The organism is Allorhizobium paknamense, from assembly GCF_030815125.1.
In the GTDB taxonomy this organism is placed as follows: Bacteria; Pseudomonadota; Alphaproteobacteria; order Rhizobiales; family Rhizobiaceae; genus Allorhizobium; species Allorhizobium paknamense.
In genome coordinates this window covers 18,776-37,866 of sequence record NZ_JAUSWH010000025.1, presented here as the reverse complement: position 1 = coordinate 37,866, position 19,091 = coordinate 18,776, and the positions used below count along the sequence as shown (strand labels likewise).

The following is a 19,091-nucleotide window of genomic DNA, read 5'->3' as shown; positions in this document are numbered from 1 at the left end:
AACGGAATGAGCTGCTGGGCGATGCCGCCAGCGGCATTTCCAATCGCGCCGCCGATCTGGCCGCCGAAGCCCGGCACGATCATGTTGCCGATCATAGAGCCAACAGCAGACGCGCCCTGGCCGATGAGATCACCGAAAAAGCCCTGCGGCGTAACGGTGGCCGCAACCGGGCTATATACTGCCTGCGACACCGGCTGGTAGCCATAGCCCGGCGCAACGCTGAACGGAATGAGCTGCTGGGCGATGCCGCCAGCGGCATTTCCAATCGCGCCGCCGATCTGGCCGCCGAAGCCCGGCACGATCATGTTGCCGATCATCGAACCAACGGCAGACGCGCCCTGGCCGATGAGATCACCGAAAAAGCCCTGCGGCGTAACAGTGGCCGCAACCGGACTGTAAACCGTCTGCGACACCGGCTGATAGCCATAGCCCGGCGCCACACTGAAGGGGATGAGCTGCTGGCCGATGCCGCCAACGGCATTGCCGATCGCACCACCGATCTGACCGCCCAAACCAGGCACGATCATATTGCCGATCATCGAACCAACGGCAGACGCGCCCTGGCCGATGAGATCACCGAAAAAGCCCTGCGGCATGACAGCGGTCTGAGCCGGAACATAAGCCTGATGATAGCCATAGCCTGGCGCTACGCGCAACGGAAGAAAATGCTGCCCGATGCGGACAGCCGGATTGTTGTAACCATGGTTGGCAACGGACTGCGGCTGGAATGCGGTCGCATAAGCGCCTCCGTAGGCCGGTAAGGGATTGGCGAAAAGTGGGGGTGCGTAATTCACGGAATATCTCCTGAAACAAAGTTTTCTATCCGAACCGCGAAAGTTCATTCGTTTAGTCCGGTGATGGCGATAATCGAGGAAAATAGATCCTATTTACAAGCATGGGTTGTTGAGCGCAACGCAAGAACGACCGTCAAATTTTGGGCGTTGTTCAACATTCAGACTTTTACGGAGCAGTTCCATGTGCCGGACGGCGAGCAGAAACAACTGCAGACTGGGAGCATGTTCGAGACGACCGCAGGTTCAAAATCTGCTTCACAAACGACAGTCGGCCCGGTGACGGAAGTGTCACCGGGCCGACGAAAAGAACAAATCTGAAAAGGTTTTTTTATAAAAGCTCCAGAAAGCGATCCACGTCTTCATCGGTGCTGGCAAAGCTGGTCACCAGACGGATCAGCACCTCGTTTTCCCCCACCAGATGTGGGTTTTCCCGCGGCGGCAGCCATTCGTAGAACTTTGCGCCCTGGGCTTCGGCGGCCTTCGCGGCATCGCGGCCAACGACGGCAAAGACCTCGTTGCTATCGGTGTTCCACGCAAGCCGGGCGCGGTTGCTGGCGGAAAGACCGGCCCGCAGCCGGTCCGCCACCTGATTGGCGTGGCGGGCGAGATCCAGCCAGAGACCGTCCTTGAGATAGGCATCGAGCTGGGCGGAGACGAAGCGCGTCTTGGAAAAGAGTTGAGCGGAGCGCTTGCGGATATAGGGCATTTCCTCGGCCATCTCCGGATTGAAGAAGACGATGGCCTCCGCACACCAGCAGCCGTTCTTGGTGGCGCCGAAGGAGAGGATATCGACGCCGCGCTTCCAGGTCATCTCCGCAGGAGTGCAATCCAGCGCCACCAGCGCATTGGCGAAGCGCGCACCATCCATATGCAGCGGCAGGCGGCGGGATTTGGCGATGATGCCAATCTCGGCGATTTCATCCAGCGTGTAGATGGTGCCGGCCTCGGTGGCCTGCGTCATGGTGATGGCCATGGGCCGGCCCTGATGCACCGAGGGGACATCGAAGCGCGACACGGCGGTTTTCAGCGCCTCGGGATCGAGCTTGCCGTTTTCGCCCTCTACCGGATAGAGGCGGCTGGCATGGGTGAGATATTCCGGCGCGCCACCCTCGTCTGCATTCACATGCGCATCGAAGTGACAGAAGGTCACGCCGCCGGCGCGCGCCACGCTGGCCAGCGCCAGGGAATTGGCCGCCGTGCCGGTGCCAACGAAGAAGACCGACACCTCACGCTCGAAGATCGTGTTGAACTCGGATTCGATCCGGCGGTCGAGATCGCTGGTGCCATAGGCGCTGGCATAGCCGGAGGCCTCCCGCACAAGGCTTTCCGCGATGGCGGGATGAGCGCCGGCCCAATTATCGGAAGCGAAGAACATGCGATGACATCCTGTCATAAATGCAAGGGAAGCCAAGGTTTAGGCAGTTTCAGCCCGGTCTTCAATCGTCCTTTTCCGAAGAGATCGCCGATCCGCACAAACCGCAAGATCGGGAGCGAAAGGCACGGGCCCGCGCAAGAAAAAGGTGAAACAGCCCCACCGGGCATAATTTTCTTTCGTGAACCCTGTTCCCTTGCCCGTTGAAGCGCTTGCGCCCCGCACAGCTTTCTGTCATATAAAGAGCGAAATTAGGTCAATCTTTCTGACCTAATTCGACGAAAAGCGCTCCAGCCTCTTCGCTTGCCGCCGTCCTGATGTTAAACTCCTGTTAAGGAATGCAACAAGGATGCAGCGGAAAGCTGCGGCTGCGGGCGCCAACAGCGCGGTATGACGGCGGCCTGCACCAAAGGCCCGAACCGGAGGGAAGACGATGACGAAGATGATGCCCGAGAGCGAAGCTGCAAGCGCTGCGCATGCGCCCGCCCAATGTCCTCCCGCGACGGCTCCGGCGAAATCCTTTTCCGGCCTGCCGATGGCGCAGGGTCTTTACGATCCGCGTAACGAGCACGATGCCTGCGGCGTCGGCTTTATTGCCCATATGAAGGGTGAGAAGTCGCACCAGATCGTCAAGGACGGGTTGTTCATCCTCGAAAACCTCACCCATCGCGGCGCTGTCGGCGCCGATCCGCTGATGGGCGATGGCGCGGGCATTCTGGTGCAGATTCCGGACCGCTTCTTCCGCGAGGAAATGGCAAAGCAGGGCATTACCCTGCCCAAGGCCGGTGAATATGCGGTCGGTCACTTCTTCTTCCCGCAGGATGAGGAGCAGATTGCCCATTTCAAAAAGGTCATTGCCGAGGTTTGCGCGGCGGAAGGCCAGCATCTGATCGGCTACCGCGACGTGCCGGTGGACAATGCATCGCTCTCCAAGGCGCCCGACATTGCCGCCACCGAGCCGCGCCATATCCAGGTCTTTATCGGCGCTGGCCGCGATGCCGCGACGCTGGATGCCTTCGAGCGTCGCCTCTTCCTGCTGCGCAAGGTGATCTCGAACCGCATCTATGACGAATTCGGCGGTCAGGAAACCGGCTTCTATCCGGTCTCGCTCTCGGCCACCACCATCGTCTACAAGGGCATGTTCCTCGCCTATCAGGTGGGTGCCTATTACAAGGACCTCGCCGATCCGCGCTTCGAAAGCGCGGTGGCGCTGGTGCACCAGCGCTTCTCCACCAACACTTTCCCGTCGTGGAAGCTGGCCCATCCTTACCGCATGGTCGCCCATAACGGCGAAATCAACACGCTGCGCGGCAATGTCAACTGGATGGCGGCGCGTCAGGCTTCTGTTACGTCGCCGCTGTTCGGCGATGACATTTCCAAGCTCTGGCCGATTTCCTATGAAGGCCAGTCCGATACCGCCTGCTTCGACAATGCGCTGGAATTCCTGCTGCGTGGCGGCTATTCCATGGCGCATGCCGTGATGATGCTGATCCCGGAAGCCTGGGCCGGCAACCAGTTGATGAGCCCCGAACGCAAGGCCTTCTACGAATATCACGCCGCCCTGATGGAGCCGTGGGATGGCCCGGCTGCCGTCTGCTTCACCGATGGCCGCCAGATCGGCGCGACGCTGGACCGCAACGGGCTGCGCCCGGCCCGCTATCTCGTGACCGATGACGACCGGGTGATCCTCGCCTCGGAAGCCGGTACGCTCCCCGTGCCGGAGGAAAAGATCGTCAAGAAGTGGCGCTTGCAGCCCGGCAAGATGCTGCTGATCGATATGCAGGAAGGCCGCATCATTTCCGACGAGGAAGTGAAGTCCAGCCTTGCCACCAAGCACCCCTACCGGACGTGGCTGGACCGCACCCAGCTCATTCTCGAAGACCTGAAGCCGGTGGAACCGCGCGCGCTGCGCCGCGACGTCTCGCTGCTCGACCGCCAGCAGGCCTTCGGCTACACCCGCGAAGACACCCATATCCTGATGTCGCCCATGGCCACCACCGGCCAGGAGGCCGTGGGCTCCATGGGCACCGATACGCCGATTTCGGCCATGTCGGAAAAGTCGAAGCTGCTCTATACCTATTTCAAGCAGAACTTCGCGCAAGTGACCAATCCCCCTATCGACCCGATCCGCGAAGAGCTGGTGATGAGCCTCGTCTCCTTCATCGGTCCGCGTCCGAACATTCTCGACCATGAGGGCATGGCCAATGCCAAGCGCATGGAAGTTCGCCAGCCCATCCTGACCAATGGCGATCTGGAAAAGATCCGCTCCATCGGCCACATGGAAGACCGTTTCGACACCAAGACGCTGGACTTCACCTATGATGTGGAGCGCGGCGCCGAAGGCATGCCGGAGATGCTGGACAGGCTCTGCGAGCGGGCGGAAGCGGCCGTGCGCGGCGGCTACAACATCATCGTGCTCTCCGACCGGCAGATCGGTCCGGACCGCATCGCCATCCCGGCGCTTCTCGCCACCGCCGCCGTGCATCACCACCTGATCCGCAAGGGCCTGCGCACCTCGGTGGGCATCGTGGTGGAATCGGGCGAGCCGCGTGAAATCCACCATTTCTGCTGCCTTGCCGGTTTCGGCGCGGAAGCCATCAACCCCTATCTCGCCTTCGATACGCTGCTCGACATGCACAAGCATGGCGCTTTCCCGCCGGAAGTTTCCGAGGATGAAGTGGTCTATCGCTACATCAAGGCAGTGGGTAAGGGCATTCTCAAGGTCATGTCCAAGATGGGCATTTCCACCTACCAGTCCTATTGCGGCGCGCAGATCTTCGATGCGGTCGGCCTGTCGTCGGATCTGGTGGAGAAGTATTTCTTCGGCACCGCCACCACCATCGAAGGCGTGGGCCTGGCCGAAATCGCCGAGGAGACTGTAGCCCGTCACCGTTCCGCCTTCGGCAAGGACCCGGTTCTGGCGAACACGCTGGAGATCGGTGGCGAATATGCCTACCGCATGCGCGGCGAAAACCATGCCTGGAGCCCGGATTCCATCGCGGCCCTGCAACATGCCGTGCGCGGCAACAGCCAGGACCGCTACCGCGAATTCGCGAAAATGGTCAACGAGACCTCGCTGCGCATGAACACCATTCGCGGCCTGTTCAAGATCAAGTCGGCGGAGCAGCTGGGCCGCAAGCCCGTTTCCATCGATGCGGTCGAACCGGCAGCCGAAATCGTCAAGCGTTTCGCCACCGGCGCCATGTCCTTCGGCTCGATCAGCCGCGAGGCGCATACGACGCTGGCCATCGCCATGAACCGGATCGGCGGCAAGTCCAACACCGGCGAAGGCGGCGAGGAAAGCGATCGCTACATGCCGCTGGCCGATGGTTCGATGAACCCGGAACGCTCGGCCATCAAGCAGATCGCCTCTGGCCGTTTCGGTGTCACCACCGAATATCTGGTCAATGCCGATATGTTGCAGATCAAGGTGGCGCAGGGTGCCAAGCCCGGCGAAGGCGGCCAGCTGCCCGGCCACAAGGTGGATGCAACGGTTGCCAAGACCCGTCACTCCACGCCGGGTGTGGGCCTTATCTCGCCGCCGCCGCATCATGACATCTACTCGATCGAAGATCTGGCGCAGCTGATTTACGACCTGAAAAACGTCAACCCGGCTGCCGATATTTCGGTGAAGCTGGTGTCGGAAGTGGGCGTCGGAACCGTTGCGGCAGGCGTTGCCAAGGCCCGCGCCGACCACATTACCGTGGCCGGTTTCGACGGCGGCACGGGCGCTTCCCCGCTCACCTCGCTGAAGCACGCCGGCAGCCCCTGGGAAATCGGCCTTGCCGAAACCCAGCAGACGCTGGTGCTGAACGGTCTGCGTTCGCGCATCGCGCTGCAGGTGGATGGCGGTTTGAAGACCGGTCGTGACGTCATCATCGGCGCATTGCTCGGGGCCGACGAATTCGGCTTTGCCACCGCACCGCTGATTGCCGCAGGCTGCATCATGATGCGCAAGTGCCACCTGAACACTTGCCCCGTGGGCGTTGCCACGCAGGACCCGGTTCTGCGCAAGCGCTTCAAGGGCACGCCGGAACATGTGATCAACTACTTCTTCTTCGTGGCCGAGGAAGTGCGCGAAATTCTCGCTTCGCTGGGCTTTACCAAGCTGGACGAGATCATCGGCGCCTCCGAAATCCTCGAAAAGGACGAGATGCTGGCGCATTGGAAGGCCAAGGGTCTGGACTTCACCAAGATCTTCCACAAGGTTCCGGCTCCCAAGGCCGCAACCTACTGGACCGAACGCCAGCAGCACCCGATCACCGATATTCTCGACCGCAAGCTGATCGAGAAGGCCATGCCGGCACTCGAAAGCAAGCAGCCGGTGGTGTTCGATGTCGATATCAAGAATGTCGACCGCTCGGCAGGCGCCATGCTGTCCGGCGAAGTGGCCAAGCGCTACGGCCATAAAGGCCTGAAGGACGACACCATCCATGTGACCCTGAAGGGCACGGCCGGTCAGTCCTTCGGGGCCTTCCTCGCCCGCGGCGTGACCTTCGATCTGGTCGGTGACGGCAATGACTATGTCGGCAAGGGCCTCTCCGGTGGCCGCATCATCGTGCGCCCGCCGGAAAACGCCCGCATCGTCGCGGAAAACTCGATCATCGTCGGCAATACTGTGCTCTACGGCGCGATTTCCGGTGAATGCTATTTCCGCGGCGTGGCCGGTGAACGCTTTGCCGTACGCAATTCCGGCGCCATCGCGGTTGTCGAAGGCGTAGGCGATCATGGCTGCGAATACATGACCGGCGGTGTCGTCGTCGTCATCGGCGAGACGGGCCGCAACTTCGCAGCCGGCATGTCCGGCGGCGTGGCCTATGTTCTCGATGAGAAGGGCGATTTCGCCAAGCGCTGCAACATGGCCATGGTCGAGCTGGAGCCGGTGCCGGAAGAAGACGACATGCTGGAAAAGCTGCATCACCATGGCGGCGACATCATGCACAAGGGTCTGGTGGACGTATCGGAAGACATGACCCGCCATGACGAGGAGCGTCTCTACCAGCTGGTCTCCAACCATCTGCATTACACGGGCTCCACCCGCGCCAAGCAGATCCTGGACAATTGGGCAGACTATCGCCCGAAGTTCCGCAAGGTCATGCCGGTGGAATACCGCCGCGCGCTGGAAGAAATGGAACGCATGCGCATGGGCGTTGCCGCCGAGTGATTTTCAAGCCTCGGCATCCCGGCCTCCGGGATGCCTTCACGCACGGCAGGCCATGCCGCCGTGGAACAGAGGTTTCAGTTTAGCAGGACGAGAAAATGGGCAAGGTTACTGGTTTCATGGAAATCGACCGGCAGGTGGCAAAGTACCAGCCTGCATCGGATCGTATCCGTCACTTCCGCGAATTCACCATTCCGATGTCGGATGCCGAAGTGACCAAGCAGGCGGCGCGCTGCATGGATTGCGGCATTCCCTATTGCCACGGCCCGACCGGCTGTCCGGTGCATAACCAGATCCCGGACTGGAACGATCTGGTCTATAATAACAAGTGGGAAGAGGCGATCCGCAACCTCCACTCCACCAACAACTTCCCGGAATTTACCGGCCGCGTCTGCCCCGCCCCTTGCGAGGAAGCCTGCACGCTGAACCTGGAAGATACGCCCGTTGCCATCAAGACGGTGGAACAGGCCATTGCCGACAAGGCCTATGAGCTGGGCTTCATCGTGCCGCAGCCCGCCACCATCAAGACCGGTAAGAAGGTCGCCATCATCGGTTCCGGCCCCTCGGGTCTGGCCGCTGCCCAGCAGCTTGGCCGCGCCGGTCATGAGGTGCATGTCTATGAGCGCGAAACCAAGCCCGGCGGCCTGCTGCGCTACGGCATTCCGGACTTCAAGATGGAGAAGAACTTCATCGACCGCCGCGTCGAGCAGATCAAGGGCGAAGGCGTCACCTTCCATTGCGGCATCAATGTCGGCGTGGATGTGACCATGGACACGCTGCTTGCCGATTACGATGCCGTTCTCTATTGCGGCGGCTCGGAAACCCCGCGCGAGGCCGGTATTCCCGGCGTGGAATTCCACGGCGTCTATGATGCCATGCCCTATCTGGTGCAGCAGAACCGCCGCGTGGGCCGCGAAAACATCGACAGCGCCGGCTGGCCGTCCGAGCCGATCTTGGCGGGCGGCAAGCATGTCGTCGTGGTCGGTGGCGGCGATACGGCCTCAGACTGCGTGGGCACTGCCTTCCGCCAGGGTGCGGTAAAGGTCACGCAGCTCGACATTCGCCCGCGTCCGCCGGAAAAGGAAGACAAGCTTGCCGTCTGGCCCTTCTGGGCCACCAAGATGCGCACCTCCTCCAGCCAGGCCGAAGGGGCTGTGCGGGAGTTTCAGGTGGGCACGCTGGAATTCGTAGGCGACGAGGATGGCGTGCTGACCGGCGTGAAGTGCTGCCAGGTGGACGAGCGCCGCCGTCCGGTTGCGGGCACGGAATTCATCATCAAGGCCGACCTCGCCTTCATCGCCATCGGCTTTTCCGGTCCCTTCACCGACAGCGTACTGAAGGATCTGGGTGACAAGCTGACGCTCAATACCGACAAGCGCGGCTCCACCAATGTGGTCGCCAATGACCGCGATTACCGCACCTCCGTGGACAAGCTCTGGGCCGCAGGCGACGTGCGCCGGGGCCAGTCGCTGGTGGTCTGGGCCATCCGCGAAGGTCGCCAGGCGGCCCGCGCCATCGACGAAGCACTGATGGGATCGACGGTTCTGCCGCGGTGATCTAGAGCACGTCCAGCAAAAGTGCGTTAGCGGTTTTGCGTCCGGACTGCGTAAAAACAAATAGATAGAGCATTTCCAGAAAAAGTGGATACCGGTTTTCCGTCCGGAAATGCGTAAAAACAAAGAGTTAGAGCGTTTCAGTGTTTCCATGAAACACTGAAACGCTCTAAGCCGGATAGACGTAAAAAGGGCGGCCTTCGGGCCGCTTTTTTGCACCTTCTGATCCTCATACTCTCCGCCATCCTCAGGCTTGACCTGGAATATGATGTCAGGGGAAATAAAAAGGGGTGACCCGAAGGCCACCCCTTATCATCTTTTCAACCCTTGCGACGATCAGGCGAGCTTGGCCTCGATGGCCTTCGGCGCGCTGACGGGCTCGGCGGAAATCGCGATCCGGCGCGGCTTCATGGCTTCGGGAATATTGCGCAAGAGATCGATGTGCAGCAGGCCGTTTTTGAGCGATGCGGCAGTGACTTCCACATGGTCGGCAAGCTGGAAGCGGCGCTCGAAAGCGCGCTTGGCAATGCCGCGATAGAGGAATTCAGTCTGCTCGGCAGGCTCATCCTCGGCCTTTTCACCCTTGACGGTCAGCACATGGGCATGGGCTTCGATGCTGAGTTCGCGTTCATCGAAACCGGCCACCGCCATGGTGATGCGGTAAGTGTTCTCGCCGGTGCGCTCGATATTGTAGGGCGGATAGCTCTGGGCCTGATCCGGCTGGCCGAGACTGTCCAGCATGGTGAACAGGCGGTCGAAGCCAACGGTGGAGCGATAGAGCGGGGAAAAATCAACGTGACGCATGGATGTCCTCCTGAGAAGCGACGATTGCGATAAATGACGGCCCAATACCCCTTTCGCTGGCGGTATCGGGCGGTGCTGGCAGGCCCTTTCGGCGCCCGCAGATCTCAGATGGGAATGGCGATGCGCGACGTCAAGACCCCCGGTGTTTTCCCGGGGCGACGCTTTCCCTTTGACGGGAACCGGCACAAAAGCCTAGAAATAACCGGGGGACAAAGAGGCTTGCCCATGGACAAGATCCTGCACGATATTCCCGGCAATCCGTTGCCGGACCCGCACCGCGCCGGCTATTTCGAAAGCCATGACGGGGCGCGGCTGCGCTACGCCGTCTTCAAGGGCACAACCTACCCCAGCAAGGGGACGGTGGTGCTGGTGCATGGACGCAGCGAATGCATCGAAAAATATGCCGAGACGATCCGCGACCTGACCAGGAAGGGTCTCTGGGTGGCGACCTACGATCTGCGTGGCCAGGGCCTCTCCGACCGGCCGCTGAAGGATCCGCTGCGCGGTCATGTGCGTCGCTTTACCGATTATGAGAGGGATCTGGAAAGCTTTCTGGAAAAGGTGGCCCTGCCGGATGCGCGCTTGCCGCTGTTTCTGATGGCCCATTCCACCGGCGGGCTGATTGCGCTGGCCACCGCGCCCAAATTGGGCAATCGCATTCAGCGCATGGTGCTCTCCGCGCCCTTTGTCGGGCTGCACGGGGAAATCATGGCGGCATCGAAAATCTTCGCCCTGGCGCGCTTTGCCTGCCTGCTGGGCGTGGGCAATATGGCCCTTTCGAAAGGCGGCAAGCCGCCTGCCTTCGACAACAATCCGCTGACCACCGATGCTGACCGCTTCATGCGCAATGTCAACATTGTCACCGGCGTACCGGCACTGGCGCTTGGTCCACCCTCAGCCCGATGGCTGCATGAATGCGACAAGGCCATTCGCCGGGTCAACAGTCCGGACCATCTGACGCGGATTACCATCCCCACCCTGCTTCTGGCACCCATGCAGGATGGCGTGGTGCCGTTTGTGGCGCAGGAACAACTGGCCCGGCATTTTCGCGCCTGTCAATTGCTGCCCATTCCCGGTGCGCGCCATGAGGTTCTGCAGGAGCAGGATCGCTACCGGGAACAGGCGCTGGCTGCCATCCATGCCTTCATTCCCGGCAGCGACGCTGCGGAAAGCCTAGGCGGCGAAGAAGACGAGACCGAGCAGCAGGCCTTATGAGGCCTGCAAGAACGCGATCACTTCCTCATGCAGGGCGCGGGAACTGGCGGCAACCACCGCCCCGCCCTGCTCTGCCGGGCCGCCATCCCAGGTGGTGAACACGCCGCCCGCCTGCTCGATGATCGGGATCAGCGCCCCGACATCATAGGGCTTCAGACCGGTTTCAATGACGAGATCGACAAAACCCGCCGCCAGCAGCGCATAGGCATAACAATCCACGCCGTAGCGCGTCAGCCGGGCCTTGCCGCGGACCGCCTCGAAGCAGCGCTTGTCCTCCGGCTCGAAAATATCCGGCGAGGTGGTGAAGAGGATGGCGTCCGACAAGCTCTTGCAGGCGCGCGTCGCAAGCTGCCGTTCGCCGTCCGGGCCGCGATACCAGGAAGCCTTGCCATCGGCGAAATAGCGCTCGCCGGTAAATGGCTGGTCCATCATGCCCATCACCGAGCGGCCATTCTCGCGAAAGCCGATGAGCGTGCCCCAGGTCGGCAAGCCGGAAATGAAGGCCCGCGTGCCGTCGATAGGATCGATCACCCAGAGCGAAGACCGTTCCAGCCCGACATTCTCATGCTCTTCCCCCAGAATGCCGTGATCGGGAAATTCCGCCTCGATCAAAGCGCGAATGGCGGTTTCGGCGGCGCGGTCGCCTTCCGTCACCGGATCATAGCCCCCGGCATCCTTGTTGACCACGTCAAGGCCAGTGCGGAAGCGCGGCAGGGTCTCCCCCCGCGCGGAGTCGGCGAGGCGGTCAAAAAAGGCTCGGTCTGGTCGCATGCTTGGTCTCTCCCGGTGTCTGATGTTTCCTTAAAGCGTGACATAGACGCTGTGAAGAGCTGCGGAGATAGGATTGGCCGGAGAAAAAATGCCTATTCCTTGTGCCTGCATAAAAAAATGACAAAGCACTTGACATTTGTGCGGCGCAAAATATGATGATCCTACAGTCTTCCGACTGTAAATACCCTCCTTGGGTGTTTCCTCCCTAGACTTCAACCGCGCTTCTGGCGCGGTTTTTTTTGCCTGCGCCACAGAGGAAAGTGCCGGGGAGACCTATAAAACGCTCCAGGAAAAGTGGAAAAAGGCGATGAGGCTTATTCCGCTGCCAGCGCGCCGTCGCCGCCCAGATCGGCGGCATAAAGGGCCATGCGCTGAATGAAGCTGGAGAGAATCTCTGCCAGCAGCGCAAAATCCCGCCGCCGCTCCAGCGTCTCCTCGTCCACATAGATGGCGCGGTTGATCTCGATCTGCAGCGCATGCAGGGCACGCGCCGGGCGGCCATAATGTTCGGTGATGAAACCACCGGCATAGGGCTTGTTACGCACGGCGGTGAAGCCGAAATCCGCCAGGATCTCCAGCGCGGCCTGGGTGAGTTCGGCAGAGGCGCTGGTGCCATAACGGTCGCCGATGATGAAATCCGGCCTGAGACCCGAGCCCGCCACCCGGATATTGCCGGGCATGGAATGGCAATCGATCAGAATGGCCGTGCCGAACTCGGCATGGGTGCGCGCCACCAGCCGCCGCAGGCAGGCGTGATAGGGCTTGTAGATCTGCTCGATGCGCGACAGCCCCTCTTCCACCGTCAGCCGGCGCTGATAGATTTCCATGTTTTCGGCAACGATGCGCGGAATGGTGCCGAGCCCGCCCGCCACGCGCACCGAATTGCTGTTGGCGTAGGAAGGCAGCGGCCCGGTGAACATGCGCGGATCGAGTTCATAGGGCTCTCGATTGACATCCACATAGGCGCGGGGGAAATGCGCCACCAGAAGCGGCGCGCCGCGCAGCGGTGCATCGGCAAAGAGTTCATCGACGAAATGATCCTCCGACCGGCGAATCGAAACCCCGTCCAGCCGGGAGCTTTCCAAAAACTCCTGTGGATAATGGCGACCGCTATGGGGGGAGTTATAGACGAAGGGAATTGTCTGACGCGCGGGTTCCAGCACTTCAAACAGCTTGAAATCCGCAGCACCCGGCTCCATTGCGCCTCTTCTTTACCAAATCGTGATGATGACGTGTAACATATGTTGCCAGCGGGTGCATTTGAAGTCCATATCACGGCTTCACCCCCTACACTTTCCCCTTTCACAGGATATTTACAGAGAGTGGAATATTTGGGAAAGCTGACATCACCACGATCCTATGTTGAGTAACGGTCCTTCAATGACTCAGAAAATCCTTCTCGCCGAAGACGACAACGACATGCGCCGCTTTCTGGTGAAGGCGCTGGAAAAGGCCGGGTACAAGGTCTCCTCCTTCGACAATGGCGCAAGCGCCTATGACCGGCTGCGCGAGGAGCCCTTTTCGCTGCTGCTGACCGATATCGTCATGCCGGAAATGGATGGCATCGAGCTTGCGCGCCGCGCCACCGAACTGGACCCCGACCTCAAGGTAATGTTCATCACCGGCTTTGCCGCCGTAGCGCTGAACGCGGATTCGAAGGCCCCCAAGGATGCGAAGGTTCTCTCCAAGCCCTTCCACCTGCGCGACCTGGTCAACGAAGTCAACAAATTGCTTGCTGCATAAGCACTTAGGCCTTTCTTGAGAAGGCCGCCAAAAAACCAGTTGACGCGGCTCGGGCTTTTATGGTCTATGCCGCTTCAACGGATGGGCGTGTAGCTCAGCGGGAGAGCACTACGTTGACATCGTAGGGGTCACAAGTTCGATCCTTGTCACGCCCACCATCCTTTTCAAGGGCTTAGCGGGAAACTGCTGAGCCCTTTTGCATTTCGGCACCTCTTTCCGTTTCCCGCCGCATGCCCTCCAGCGAGGAAAGAACAAGATCACGCATCCATTGATGGGCGGGAAGATGATCGCTGGCGGCGTGCCAGAGCATGACCAGCAGCGCCGGTGGCAGGCCAAGCCCAGGCGGCACCGGCCTGGTGACCAGATCGAAATTCTCGGCGAAAAGCCGGGCTACCTGGGTGTGCACCGTGGCAATGAGCGGCGTGCGCTGGGCAATGAAAGGCGCGCTCATCAGGCGTGGCGTGAAGACGGTCGCGCGGGGAACCAGCCCCTTTTTCCGCAGCCCCTGCAGCAAGGGGTCGGCTGTACCGGGCTTGACGATCAGCAAAGGATAGCGACCATAATCCGCAAGCGAAAGATCGCCTTCGATGGTGACGAGGCGCGGATTGTAGACGGCCTGAAAATCGTCCCGATAGATCACCCGCCGCTTGTGGTGGTTGCGGCCCCCGGCAAAAACCCCCACGGCAAGATCGAAACGGTCGCTGTCAAGCCCGTCCGCTGCCCCTCCTTCCTCCACCGCCACCAGCCTGAGCCTTACTCCCGGCGCAGCCGATGCCAGGGCGGCGGCGATGGCAGGCACCAGAATGGCCTCGACACTGTCCGTCACGCCCAGCCGGAATTCCAGCTCCGCCCGGACCGGGTCGAAAACCTGTTCCGCGCCAAGAACGCTGTGGATGCGGCGCAGGATGGCACGCACCTCGGGTTCCATGGCCAAGGCTCTCGCGGTTGGCACCATGGCGCCGCCAGCCCTGACCAGCACATCATCGTCCAGCATTTTGCGCAGCCGCGCCAGATGATGGCTCATGGCCGGCTGGCCGAGACCGAGCCGCCTGGCCGCCAGTGACACGCTTCTTTCCCGCAAAAGCGCATCGAAGGCAGTCAGCAGATTGAGATCGAAACCGGCAATATCATCCATATCGATTTTCTTTATCATCGTGATCGATTGGATTGATTTTGCGCTCGCCTCTATCCTCAAACAAGGGAAAAGATGGAGGAGACCCCATGTCGACAATCAATCGCCGCACGCTGATCAAGGCTTCACCCCTGGCTGTGGCCGGGGCTGGCGCCATGCTGGCCAGCCAGGGCAGCGCAGAGGCCAAGCAGGCCGGCCCGGCCAAACGCCGGGATCGTTATGGCGACTGGAGCGCCGTGACCTATCTGCCGCTGGTCAGCCAGAAGCAGTACAAGGAAAACGAAAAGGCCGTGCGCGCCAAGCCCTATGCGGCGCATCTGGATGCCGATCTTTCGGTGCCTTCGCTGGCAGCCGCGAAAATCGCCTCCGGCCCGCTCGATCCGTCGCAGGTGCTGACGCCGAGCGCCGAAAATCTCAACCGCCTGATCGACCCGGCCTACAAGACGCCCGATAACGGCTATGCGGTTCTGGGCGATCAGATGGCCTATGCCCAGAGCCGGATCGTCATGCCGAATGTGACGACGGAGATGTTCAAATGGTGGTTCACCTGGCATCCCATTGAGAAAGAACGGTATATGCTGTGGTTCCCGCAGTCGCATATCGACAATTCGGTGGAGGATCCCGCCCGGCTGGCAAACAGTGCGCTGAGCTATGAAAAGCGGCTGTTCGGCAATCCCAACCGCATTCAGGAATGGATCGGCCCGACACGGCTCGACTCGATCATTCACTTCACCGATCCGGGAGAACTGGGCTTCGATACCGACAAACTGCGTAGGCTGGGCTTTACCGCCAGCGCCAGCGGCGTGTGCTATGCCACGCCCATGCCGGATATTCCCTTTACACTGATGGTGCATGTGGCGCGGGATACCAAGGCGGGCATGGAATTGCTCAGCCGCTACTGGATCGGCTCGCATCCCGATCTCGCCCGCTTCCACAATGCCGAAAAGGCGCCGGACATGCTGCGGCATATCGGCTTCAATGAACAGGTGGCGGAATTGACGGCCTATGAAATGTCGGTCCACGACCTGACCGAGTGGAACCACCTTGCCCGCATTCTTCCGGCGCTTCACAAGGCGTTCAGCTGAGCCGGACGATGATTCCCATGGCGGTGGAGGCCTGCCGCCGCCATGGGAAAAAGATCAGGCCTTCGTCACCCGCGCATGCTGGCGGGCGGCGTGATATTCCGGGTGATCGGCAGGCGCAGCACCGGGATTGCCGAGATCTTCCAGCCGCACCCGATAGGTCTCGCGGGTGGTGAGCGCCGCCAGCGCCGAGATCGCCGTCACCGCAAGCGCGAACATGCCGATGGTCCAGGGAATATTGGCAGAGCCCGGAGGGGCGATGGCCGCGAAGATTGCCGGCATCAGCGCCGTGGCCGTGGTGCCGAGGTTCTGCGAAATCGCCAGCCCGCTGACGCGGACGCGGGTGGAAAACAGCTCCGGATAAAAACTCGGATAGACGGCATTATAGCCCTGATAGACAAAGCCCCACATCAACAGCGCCAGGAAGAAGGCCAGCGGCACATTGGCCGCGCTGACGGCCAGCAGATAGGGATAGGCCAGCAGGCCTGAGCCCAGCGCCCCGAGAATGATGCAGGGACGGCGACCGATCCGGTCCGAGAGATCGCCGACAAAGGGAATGACCAGCACGGCGAGAATATTGCCCGCCACCGGGATCCACAGATAGACCTCCTTGGACATGCCGATGCCATAGGCTGGCTGCACCGCATAAGAGGCACCGAATACGGAGGTCACGATGGGGATGACATTCATCAAGGCCATCAGCGCCACCCGCACCATATCCGTCCAGTTCAGACGCAGCACCTCGACCACCGGCGAGCGGGAAACCTCGCCCTTTCTGTCATTGGCGGCAAAGGCGGGGGTTTCATCCACCTCGCGGCGAATGACGTAAGCCGCATAGATCACAAAAACGCTGAGCAGGAAGGGAATGCGCCAGCCCCAGCCGGTAAAGGCCTGTTCCGGCATGAAATGCACCAGCGGCAAAAACACCGCCGCCGCCAGAACCTGACCGGCCTGCACCCCTTGCAGCGTGAAGGAGGCAAAGAAACCCCGGCGGCCAAAGGGGGCATGTTCGAGGATCATGCAGGTTGAGCCGGAAAACTCCCCCGCCACGGCAAAACCCTGGATCAGGCGCAGGATGACCAGAAGGGCCGGCGCCAGCAGGCCGATCTGCTCATAGGTGGGCAGCAGGCCAACCCCGACGGTGGCGAACCCCATCAGGAACATCGAGAAAATCAGGATTTTCTTGCGCCCCAGCGTGTCGCCGAAATGGCCCAGCACGAAAGCGCCGAGCGGACGGGCCACATAGCCAACGCCATAGGTGGCAAGGGAGGCGATGATCGCCACGGTCGGATCGGTGGAGGGAAAGAAAAGCTGCGGAAAAATCAGCGTGGCGGCCGTGGCATAAATGAAAAAGTCATAATATTCGAGCGCCGAACCGATCCAGCCGCTGATCGTCGCTTTTTTCACGCGGGTGCGGCTATCGAGGCCGGGTGATGTGCCTGCTTTCGTCATGCTGCTTCCTCCTCCTTTAAAACATATCGCCAATGGACGGGCGATGGTCTTTCAAAATCATCCGTCGCAAACGGTCGGTCGCATAACGCAACCTCGAAGTATCCTTCATGGAAATACCACTAAAAGGTGCATTCTCAATATTTTCATAACCATAATCTGGCCTGGAAGAAAGCCCTTCAAGGCACCATTCCGGCCTGTGAACAGGACCGTTAGGCACTTTTCCTGAAAATGCTCACCGCGAAATCCGCGTCGACAGAATGATGGAAGAGAGCGTGCGCTCCACGCCATCCAGAGTGCCGATCTGGTCGATGATCTGATCCAGTTCGGTGATCGAGGGTGCGGCGATCATGGCGATGAGATCGAAATTGCCGCTGACGGAATGCAGCGCCGTCACCGGCTTCAGGCGCTCCAGCGCGCTTACCACCTGGGAGAGCGCCTTGGGCGCGATGGTGATGAGAATATGGGCGCGGATCAGCGAGGATGCATAGCGATCCGACAGCCGCAGCCCATAACCGGCAATGACGCCATCCCGCTCCAGCCGTTCGATCCGCGCCTGCACGGTGGTGCGGGAAAGTCCGAGTTTCTTCGCCAGCGTCGCCACCGGCATACGGCTGTTTTCGCCGAGCAGGGCAATGAGGTCGCGATCCTTTTCAGAGAGCATGGCCGCTCCGTCATTTTGAACAAGAGGACCGGCATTATGCCGATTATCACACGTCATAATGGCCATATTGCCCCTGTGAATCAACCGAAGCCCCCGGCAAAATGAAGGCATATAAACGCTCTCCGGGGGATAAAGATGAAAGACATCATTGTAATCGGTGCAGGCAAGATCGGTGGCGCCATCGCGCTGATGCTGGCGGAAACGGGTGACTATCGCGTCACCGTCGCCGATCGCAGCGCCGAACAGTTGAGCAAGCTCGACAGCCACGCCGCGATCTCGACGATGGAACTCGATATTTCCGTGCCGTCGCAGCTTGTGGCAGCCCTTTCGGGCAGGTTCGCCGTTCTGTCCGCCGCGCCCTTCAACCTGACGGGCTTCGTAGCGGAAGCGGCAAAACAAGCCGGTGTTCACTATCTCGACCTGACCGAGGATGTCGCAACGACCCGGAAGGTCGAAGACCTGGCGGAAGGCGCAGAGGTTGCCTTCATTCCGCAATGCGGGCTGGCGCCGGGCTTCATCTCCATCGTCGCCAACGATCTTGCCCGCAATTTCGACAGTCTGGACAGCGTGCGCATGCGCGTCGGCGCGCTGCCGCAATATCCCTCCAATGCGCTGAACTACAATCTGACCTGGAGTACCGACGGGCTGATCAACGAATATATCGAACCCTGCGAGGCGATTGTCGAAGGCAAGCGCGTAACGGTTCCCGCCATGGAAGAGCGTGAGGAATTCTCGCTCGACGGCGTGACCTATGAAGCCTTCAACACCTCGGGCGGGCTTGGCACGCTGGCTAAGACGCTGGAAGGCCGGGTGCGGACCATGAACTACCGCACCATCCGCTATCCCGGCCATCAGGCGATCATCAAGGCGCTGCTCAACGATCTGAACCTGAAGAACCGTCGCGACGTGCTGAAGGATCTGTTTGAAAACGCCCTGCCCGCCACCATGCAGGATGTGGTGGTGATCTTCGTCACCGTCTGCGGCTGGAAGGACGGCCGCTATCTCCAGGAAACCTATGCCAACAAGGTTTATGCGGGCCGCGTCGCGGGTAAGCGGATGAGCGCCATCCAGATCACCACCGCCGCCGGCATCACCACGGTTCTCGATCTTCTGGCCAAGGGCCGTCTGCCGCAAAAAGGCTTTGTGCGCCAGGAAGAAATCGCCCTTGCCGATTTCCTCGGCAACCGCTTCGGGCGCGCCTATGACCCGGAAGTCTTGCGCGTCAAGGAAATGGCTTGAGTTATACCAAGGCTCGAAGATGCTCACGCATCCTCGCCTTGAAAGATTTCGAATATCTCAGTTGCATCAGTGGCTTGAGATATTCGAAGGGGGAATACGAACTGCCATCTTC

The 19,091-nt window shown here is 60.6% G+C and carries 15 protein-coding genes and 1 tRNA gene; 8 read left to right on the top strand and 8 right to left on the bottom strand.

Annotation, left to right across the window (positions count from 1 at the left end; genetic code table 11):
- A partial coding sequence (locus tag QO005_RS22675) for a hypothetical protein (RefSeq protein ID WP_370878143.1) occupies positions 1-794 on the bottom strand: 794 nt, incomplete at its 3' end.
- A 63-nt stretch (positions 795-857) separates the two neighbouring features.
- On the opposite strand from QO005_RS22675, the gene QO005_RS22670 reads away from it, so the two are divergent.
- A complete protein-coding gene (locus QO005_RS22670) occupies positions 858-1,112 on the top strand; it encodes a hypothetical protein (protein ID WP_307160303.1) in 255 nt (84 codons plus the stop codon).
- 10 nt (positions 1,113-1,122) lie between these two features.
- Here QO005_RS22670 and QO005_RS22665 read toward each other — a convergent pair whose 3' ends face one another.
- Positions 1,123-2,169, bottom strand: coding sequence for a threonine aldolase family protein (locus QO005_RS22665; RefSeq protein ID WP_307160302.1), 1,047 nt, complete (start codon positions 2,167-2,169; stop codon positions 1,123-1,125).
- Positions 2,170-2,599: 430 nt separating this feature from the next.
- Between QO005_RS22665 and gltB the strand changes: the two genes are divergently transcribed.
- Positions 2,600-7,330: a glutamate synthase large subunit gene (gltB, locus tag QO005_RS22660; protein ID WP_307160301.1), complete on the top strand. Its 4,731-nt coding sequence runs from the start codon at positions 2,600-2,602 to the stop codon at positions 7,328-7,330.
- Between the two features lie 95 nt (positions 7,331-7,425).
- Positions 7,426-8,883, top strand: coding sequence for a glutamate synthase subunit beta (locus tag QO005_RS22655; RefSeq protein WP_307160300.1), 1,458 nt, complete (start codon positions 7,426-7,428; stop codon positions 8,881-8,883).
- 333 nt (positions 8,884-9,216) lie between these two features.
- Here QO005_RS22655 and QO005_RS22650 read toward each other — a convergent pair whose 3' ends face one another.
- Entirely contained in the window at positions 9,217-9,684 is a 468-nt protein-coding gene (locus QO005_RS22650; RefSeq protein ID WP_307160299.1) for an Hsp20 family protein, read from the bottom strand.
- Between the two features lie 225 nt (positions 9,685-9,909).
- Between QO005_RS22650 and QO005_RS22645 the strand changes: the two genes are divergently transcribed.
- A complete protein-coding gene (locus tag QO005_RS22645; protein WP_307160298.1) occupies positions 9,910-10,899 on the top strand; it encodes an alpha/beta fold hydrolase in 990 nt (329 codons plus the stop codon).
- On the opposite strand, the gene hisN is transcribed toward QO005_RS22645, so the two are convergent.
- Positions 10,894-11,670 carry a histidinol-phosphatase gene (gene hisN / locus QO005_RS22640; protein ID WP_307160297.1) on the bottom strand — a complete coding sequence of 259 codons (777 nt, stop codon included), beginning with the start codon at positions 11,668-11,670 and terminating at the stop codon, positions 10,894-10,896. The two genes, QO005_RS22645 and hisN, sit on opposite strands and share 6 nt — an antisense overlap.
- Positions 11,671-11,984: 314 nt before the next feature.
- A complete protein-coding gene (locus tag QO005_RS22635; RefSeq protein WP_307160296.1) occupies positions 11,985-12,869 on the bottom strand; it encodes an N-formylglutamate amidohydrolase in 885 nt (294 codons plus the stop codon).
- A gap of 181 nt (positions 12,870-13,050) precedes the next feature.
- Between QO005_RS22635 and cpdR1 the strand changes: the two genes are divergently transcribed.
- Both cpdR1 and QO005_RS22625 read left to right on the top strand, forming a co-directional pair.
- On the top strand, positions 13,051-13,413 hold the full coding sequence (gene cpdR1 / locus QO005_RS22630) for a response regulator CpdR1 (RefSeq protein ID WP_307160295.1): 363 nt from the start codon (positions 13,051-13,053) through the stop codon (positions 13,411-13,413).
- Between the two features lie 83 nt (positions 13,414-13,496).
- Positions 13,497-13,571: transfer RNA gene (locus QO005_RS22625), tRNA-Val, on the top strand.
- 14 nt (positions 13,572-13,585) lie between these two features.
- Here the strand turns inward: QO005_RS22625 and QO005_RS22620 are convergent.
- Positions 13,586-14,548, bottom strand: coding sequence for a LysR family transcriptional regulator (locus QO005_RS22620; RefSeq protein WP_307160294.1), 963 nt, complete (start codon positions 14,546-14,548; stop codon positions 13,586-13,588).
- 86 nt (positions 14,549-14,634) lie between these two features.
- Here QO005_RS22620 and QO005_RS22615 point away from each other — a divergent pair, with 86 nt between their 5' ends.
- On the top strand, positions 14,635-15,630 hold the full coding sequence (locus QO005_RS22615; RefSeq protein WP_307160293.1) for a DAPG hydrolase family protein: 996 nt from the start codon (positions 14,635-14,637) through the stop codon (positions 15,628-15,630).
- Positions 15,631-15,684: 54 nt separating this feature from the next.
- Here QO005_RS22615 and QO005_RS22610 read toward each other — a convergent pair whose 3' ends face one another.
- Positions 15,685-17,079, bottom strand: coding sequence for an MFS transporter (locus QO005_RS22610; RefSeq protein ID WP_307160292.1), 1,395 nt, complete (start codon positions 17,077-17,079; stop codon positions 15,685-15,687).
- 232 nt (positions 17,080-17,311) lie between these two features.
- A complete protein-coding gene (locus QO005_RS22605) occupies positions 17,312-17,740 on the bottom strand; it encodes an Lrp/AsnC family transcriptional regulator (RefSeq protein WP_307160291.1) in 429 nt (142 codons plus the stop codon).
- Between the two features lie 135 nt (positions 17,741-17,875).
- Between QO005_RS22605 and QO005_RS22600 the strand changes: the two genes are divergently transcribed.
- Positions 17,876-18,979 carry a saccharopine dehydrogenase family protein gene (locus QO005_RS22600; RefSeq protein ID WP_307160290.1) on the top strand — a complete coding sequence of 368 codons (1,104 nt, stop codon included), beginning with the start codon at positions 17,876-17,878 and terminating at the stop codon, positions 18,977-18,979.
- The last annotated feature ends 112 nt before the right edge of the window (positions 18,980-19,091 follow it).